At 49.5% G+C, this 6,938-nt stretch carries 5 protein-coding genes; 4 read left to right on the forward strand and 1 reads right to left on the reverse strand.

Going from position 1 to position 6,938, the window contains the following annotated elements; genetic code table 11:
• Positions 1-138: 138 nt before the first annotated feature.
• The 3 genes from PL640_RS08495 (at position 139) to PL640_RS08505 (ending at position 5,392) form a co-directional block, all read left to right on the forward strand.
• A complete protein-coding gene (locus PL640_RS08495; protein ID WP_271361411.1) occupies positions 139-348 on the forward strand; it encodes a hypothetical protein in 210 nt (69 codons plus the stop codon).
• Positions 348-500, forward strand: a complete 153-nt coding sequence (locus PL640_RS08500) for a hypothetical protein (protein WP_271361413.1) — start codon at positions 348-350, stop codon at positions 498-500. The genes PL640_RS08495 and PL640_RS08500 overlap by 1 nt, the downstream gene beginning before the upstream one ends.
• Positions 501-796: 296 nt before the next feature.
• Complete coding sequence (locus tag PL640_RS08505) at positions 797-5,392, forward strand: hypothetical protein (protein WP_271361414.1); 4,596 nt, start codon at positions 797-799, stop codon at positions 5,390-5,392.
• Between the two features lie 48 nt (positions 5,393-5,440).
• Here the strand turns inward: PL640_RS08505 and PL640_RS08510 are convergent, their stop codons facing one another.
• Entirely contained in the window at positions 5,441-6,040 is a 600-nt protein-coding gene (locus PL640_RS08510; protein ID WP_271361415.1) for a recombinase family protein, read from the reverse strand.
• A 282-nt stretch (positions 6,041-6,322) separates the two neighbouring features.
• Here PL640_RS08510 and PL640_RS08515 point away from each other — a divergent pair, with 282 nt between their 5' ends.
• A complete protein-coding gene (locus PL640_RS08515; RefSeq protein WP_271361416.1) occupies positions 6,323-6,667 on the forward strand; it encodes a hypothetical protein in 345 nt (114 codons plus the stop codon).
• Positions 6,668-6,938 lie beyond the last annotated feature (271 nt).

Raw genomic sequence — 6,938 nt, forward strand, 5'->3', positions numbered from 1 at the left:
GATCGTACCGCAAGGCATCCAGCCGTATCCCGAGGGAACCTCGGCCGGAGCCTCCTTGCGGTTCTCTCATCAGGGCCTTGGGGCACCCCGACCGGATCGCGAAGGACGTGACCGGAGAAACCAACGGGAGAACCCGACATGAGCACACCTACCACCACCCCCACCCATCACGTCTTCGTGGTGGACGGCGAAGGCACCAACGCCTTCTGGACCAAGATCGGAGCCGCATGGCAGCATGCCGACGGCAAAGGGTTCAACATGACACTGAATGCGATCCCGCTCGACGGTCGTGTGGTCGTTCGCAGCGTCAAGTCCGCTGAGGAACTCACCGCCAAGGGGCGCAAATAATGCGCCCCGCCTACACCGCGCAAAACGGCCATCTCGTCTTTGACACGGTGGCCGTTCCTGAAAACTCGGTCATCCATGGCGACTGTATCTCCGTCATGGCCGGACTGCCCGCCGAGAGCGTGGACTTCGCGCTGACCGACGATCCGCTGTAAATGCGCTATTATATTGATCAGAAGGACCGTACCAGTGTAAAAGACACCCAGCCGACTAGTTGGAGTCGGCGTGAACCGCTGACAAATTTGGTCGAGCAGAAGTCAGGTATGGGCGGTTATTTTACGCGCCAATAAGCTCTCTGCGACCCAGCAACCGGTTGAGGTGTGGGAAACGCATATAATCACGCTTCCCCTAAATACTGACTGCTGAGAAAGTAGTGGAAAGCATGTCGAATTCTACTTGGATAGCCTCTCTTTTTTTGTTCACACGCTAAAATTGAGATATTACTTTAGAAATGAACATTATCGACAAGCAGCACGCTGAAAATCTCCGCCAAGCTCTGCATAGCCTTTACCACTCAGGCCCTGACGGCTTCGAAGGTTTTTTGTCTATCGTACTTGGGCGACTAACGGGCCAAACTTTTCGTCTCGCGAAGTCAGGTACTCAGCGTGGGCGTGATGGCGACTCTGCATTCGACGGTGGGGCGACTTACTTTGAGGGGAAACGCTATGAAACAAGCCCTGATAAAAAGGAGATTTTCGCAAAGTTAGGAGACCTCGCCATTGATGACGAAGGCCAAGTGGATTTGTGGATTCTTGGGGCAACTTGCGAAGTTGCAGCGCAAACGATAGCCGATGCAAGAAGTTTTGCCGCTAGAAGCGGAATAGGGATCATTGCACTTGATTGGTCGAATAACGATCTTGGCGCCTTGCTTTTGGCCACAGTTGCTGCAGATGACGAAGCAAAATCATTCATTGTGGAAGGGTTGAAAAAGACCAATAATTCGAAGCTCACAAATGACGCATTGGCAGCTATCGATTATTTTAAAATCCACCCTGATTTGCCGGAACGCCTCACTAGCCTACGTGGTGCTCTTCGACTTGATGACGCAGGCCTCGGACAGGCGCATCCTCTAAACCGCGCATGGATGGAGAAGAGTTTTTCAAATAAAGCTTTAGCCCGTGCAGAATTCGGCCAACCCCTTGCACCTCTTGATAGTTCAGGGATGGCAGCGGTACCAAGAAAGCAGATGTCTGAGCTCTTAAGCGCATTCACTGGAAAGCCAAAAAGCGAACTGTATTCGGTAATCGGAGAAGAAGGCGCTGGCAAGTCATGGATCTGCGCCAATACGTGGTTGGATGCCAATCCGTCATCTTTGCTCGTTCTCTGTCCAGCAGATGAGTTGCTGAGTCCACAAGCCACGAACGATTTTGATACCTTTTTAATTCACAAGCTCATTGCTCAAACAGGGGAGCATCACTCTGAACGGTTGTTAAACCGATGGCGGCGACGGTTAAAAGGCTGGAAAGCTAATCCGAACCCCGCCCACGTCCGTATAACCCTGCTTATCGATGGCCTCAATCAACCGCTTAAAAACGATTGGTCTCGGTGGCTAAATAGAGCCGCCGTCGAAGTGCAGTCTCTGGGTGGTTGTTGTGTTGTTACCACGCGTACTGCGCATTGGAATCAATTACGAACCTCGCTTACTGCGAATATTACGACGGTAAAAATAGATATTTGGTCAGTGTCCGAGGTAAAAGCCCTCCTCAAAAGCCGAAACATTGACCCTGAGAAAGTCGGCGCACACGTTCTAGAGTCTCTTCGTAATCCCCGATTGTTTAGTATCGCGGTCGACCTTCTTGAAGCCAAACATATAGAACAAATAAGTGAGCTAAGTGTTGGTCGTCTCATCTTCGAACATATGCGGAAAGCCGAAACTACGGGCGCTGCCCCAATGTCTGGAACCGAGTTCGCCGAGCTCCTGAAAAAGCTTGGTGAAGAAATCATTGCGCGCAGGAACAGGCAGGAGGCTGATGATCTTCGCGTTTTTGATTCAGCAACTAGTAAGGAGCTCCAATCTGTTGCAACTTCCCGATTTTTTGCCCCCGTTCCAGGCGCTCGCTTGCAATATGAGATTAAGTCTGAAGGACTTAATCTCGGATTGGCGCTTTTCCTAATCAGTTCGTTGGAGCGTGAACATCGGAACCATCGTAGCCCGAGCGAGCAACTCGAAACTATTCTAGAACCGATTGCCGCACTTGATGAAGTTGCTAAAGTTGTTCTGATAGCTACCCAAATTGCATGCATTGAGGAGGATTCGAGTGAAACTGTTCGAGTCACCCTCATTCAACATTTAGTATCCCTTCAAAATCTCCCAACGGAAGATGCGGATGCGTTCGCGAGGCTGGCGAAAACGAACGCCTCAACCATTCTCAGCGCAACAAAAAATGTCCATTGTTCAACTATTCATTACCAAAATGCTGAGTGGCTTCTCTACGCGCTACTTAAACACCGCGACGATCCTGAAGTGTGGTTGAATATTGCTAATCACGTGAAAAGCTGGCTTTCACTATATTCTGATGCCCCTGAACGTATGATGTTCAAGTCTATTGGCCGCGACCCGATAGAAGAAGTCTCTAAAGAACGTGAAGAACGGCGGCAAAAAATTGAAGAAACAGTTACAAAACTCACTCCCGAAGAACACCAGTTCATAGAAGGTAATCTTCTCAAAACAGATGATTGGGCATTTGACACTCTCCACAAGACCGCATTTTCCCTTCTCGCGGGCAAGGAGCTCAAAGAGTTTGCACCGTATTTCATACGATGGAGTTTCTCCGATTCAATAGGTCCTGCAATCTACGCTCCAATTAAAGATTTCCGCCACCTAGTTCGCTTTAACCGCGTGGACTGGCGAGAAACAAGAGAATCACTCTTAGTAGATTTAGAGCGCCTCAAAAACGATACGACTTCAGATGTCGGAAAGTGGGCACGTGTCGGAGTTTTACGTGCCACAGGTTCCGTTGACGACGCAAAGGACGCTGAAACGCTAGCGAGTTGGCTTACCCGAGATAAGGAACGATTTGAAGGCTTCTCATTGCGGGAAAAATACTGTTCCGTGGATCCCTGTGATCCCCTTTCTACTAAGCCAGAAAATGTAGATAGTACGGCAGATGAATACCGCGATATTGCCCCATCATCGCTGGCCAACACGATGGGTAGCAACCGAGGCGACCATTTTTTTGACTCAGCACGCTGCGGAGTTAGTCGATTTCATCTGAAAACGGCTGTGCACACCCACCAAAAATTTGCAGAAGATGTGTTAGCGCGAAATGGCCTCCCTCGGAGGGAAGGCGTTCTAAAACTATTAGAACATAGTGCCGCATTAACCCGCGAGCAGGCTCTCCGCTTTCTTCACGCGGGCCAAGCCAGCGTCGCTTGCTACAAAAATGATGATCGTGCTGAGAAAGACCAATGGCTGACAGCACAGTATTCGATCATGCTAGGTATTGCTCACCTTGACCCAGATGATCAACTAGACGCTATCGCAAATATTCAAGGAGATATCGTGATCTTGGATATCTTCGCTGCCATTCGCCCAGCGTCTGAATCAAAAGTGGAGGAGGTTCTTGAGCGAACATTATTGAACAACGCATCTAATAATTTATCAGCGGTTCTGGGGGCTATTCAGTATTCAAAGCCTTCACTTTCACCGCGAGTACTAGAGATTATCGCAGATCTTTGCAGATCCCAAATTGCAATCGTTCGCGCTCAGGCGCTTGCCATTGCGGCCTTCGCCGGTGATGTCGAGCTATTAAAGAGCGCTACAGCCAAATGGGATACCAGAGCGTTAGCGTTCGATAACGACACATTTGAACAATGGCATGGGTCATCAGCAATCTTACAAGCTGCCAAAGCCGGTTTCTTAGAAATAGAAAACGCACTAGATCGAATACATCTAAATCATTACGGGTTTGCTGCACAAGAGCTTGGGCCCGTAGCCGCACGCGCTATAGCGGCTCGTGTCGATGTTGCTCTTCAAGCTTCACTACAATACGAGCAGACGTCGAATTTACCGGAAATGGTAACCACTGTTCCAGACTACACAAACTTAGGACCTTCGCTTGTATCGCTGAGCGATACTCCGCCACAAAGCCAGGAAGAACAATGGCGACGCGTAGGCGAGTCAACAGCTCGGTTTGATGAGCGGCAAAAAAAGATTATGGACGCATTTAGGGCGTTCTCCGAGCGTTTGACCACTGCTGATGCGAAATTAGTGCTGGAAGACCTCACTATTGATGGGGTCAAAGCGATGATTGCGGCGGATCCAACAGCAGGTGAGCGGTGGCTCCAAGTTTTAAATGACGCCAGTGATATGCAACTACGTCATCTTCATCACGTCGCACTGCAATTAGCTATAGCGATGCTTGTTTTGAACAAGGGAAGAGCAACAGAATTACTCGAGAGGACGATAGATATAATTCCCACTATTCGAAGAGTTAGTGGAACAGCCAAGATTCCATCCGAAGTATCGATGCTATGGGAAAACGCTGATACAATCTCGATAGCAAATATATGTAAGAAACGGCTCGTTACGCGCCGCCGCGATTCCGATATTTGCATCGAGGTTTTGGCTGCCTCGATCTACGGCAAATACGATATTGTGGTAACTGTTATCGATGAGTTGATCCTTCGAGGTGAGCCCGCAGATATTTGCCTTGCTATCACACTGGCGGGTTTTTCTGAGCCCAATTCTCGTGCTTGGAAAGTCATTGAAAAATTTCAAGAAGCCGATGGATTTGTTGGAACTGCTTATCTAGCGGCTAAAACCGCTTATGAAAAAAATCGCTGGGCAAAACATTGGTATGGGAAATTGCTTGAGGCCAACGCTGCGCATGAATTTTGGCAAGCATCAGTAATGCTGATAAAGATCGTAGATGCTCGCTTCGACATCTGGTCGGAGGCCACCGAAAAACAAAGTGCAATATCCACGAGTTTTTTATTCACAATAAAACGTGAAATAGAGCGAAGAATTCAGAAGTATCAAAAGAATCGTAAAGACACGCTTTTTGGCGAAAAACCACCACCCATCGACCTATTTTTGAAATCATGAAAATGAGTCCTGCCCATTTTCCTTGGTTCTAGGTTCAGCAAACGGCCATTATTCATCGATTTCAATCGGCCCGATATGCCGGTTACATCTACGGATCGTACTCTGGCTCACACCATAATACATAGCGATTTTGCAATAAGTCTCTCCATCGGCTCGTTGTTTTGCAATGTTCTTACATTCTGACAAATGGAGCTTTCGGGGCCGCCCAAACTTAACACCGCGTAGACGTGCCGCTTCCCTGCCCTGTGCGGTGTTTTCGAGTATCCGCCGCCGCTGCCATCGGGCCGCCCACCCCACCAAGAACGCAATCAAGTCCGCCATCTCCGACGTGGTGTCGATAAACGGCTCATCCAGTAACCGCAGCCCTGCGCCCGCATCCTTCACCGTCTTGAGAATATTCACGAGGTCTAGTGGGTCACGTGCCACCCGATCGATCGCGGTGGCCAGCATCACGTCGCCCGGCTGAAGGCGGCCTAGAAGTCTTGCAAGTTCGGGACGGTCGCTGCAGTTCTTGCCGCTGCGCTTTTCGTAAAAAATCTCTGTGCAGCCCGCCTTCGTCAGTCGGTCGATCTGATAGCCGAGGCCTTGGGCTTCGGTGCTGACACGGGCGTAACCGACGAATCGCGGCGTAACGGGATTGTGGGGCATACCTAGGTCTCCTGACTAAATCCCTTGAAGACCTCGGGCATTCAAAAAGTTGCTTAAGGGATGCTGAATATTTACTACGCGTCAAAAGTTACGACTTTTGCAAGTAGGCTATATTCACAATTTGCGGCACCACCTAAACTTTAGCAATACTGAATCTATTGTGATTCTCATCTTCATTTACAAGCGGCATCTATTGGGATGCAGGACGGCTGAGCGCGTCAAAAGTCGTGATTTTTGAATAGCGCTAGAGCTCACATTCTGTTGCGGTCCATGGAGCTTATGATGCCTAAAAGTTGGAAGAAGGCGGTATTTGCATCGCTTGCTGTAATCGCCGTGCTGGCGGGTTCGTACGTGTTTTCCGGAGATATACTGAATGGCTCAAAGGAAGTGGGTAAATACAAGGTCGGCACTCAACGCCTTGAAATAAACAAGGGCGGCGATTGGATGCTCACGCTGGAAAGCGGTGCACGGACCGGTACGTGGAAGAACGTAGGCGACGAAAAAATAGTTTTTAAGGTGGATGGAAGCACAGGAGCCGGTTTCACATGTGGCTTCCAATTCCCCTATGGTCCTAACAGAATTTACCTTCTTAATTGCCCGCTGGAAGGTATCTATCCCCGGATTTAGCGCCTTATGAAGCCATGAACTGAGGAGATTGATATGCCAGCAAGACTGATTACCGCCGCTTTCATTTCATTGTCTGTCGCTGCGCCCGTAAGCGCCGGTCCCGTCGCCACCGCTCATTTTCGCCTTGCTGACGACGAGCACCTATTTACAAAGGTGGCTGACAAAAGAAAGATGTCAATCGGCTCGGAATGTTGACCCCTTATCGGCGTCCAATATTCACCCCCCTGTAAGCGATCAGCGCTTGGCCTGCCCGGCGCTGGCCGGGGTTGCA

It is taken from the genome of Agrobacterium sp. ST15.16.024, assembly GCF_027956545.1.
GTDB classification, from domain to species: Bacteria; Pseudomonadota; Alphaproteobacteria; order Rhizobiales; family Rhizobiaceae; genus Agrobacterium; species Agrobacterium cucumeris.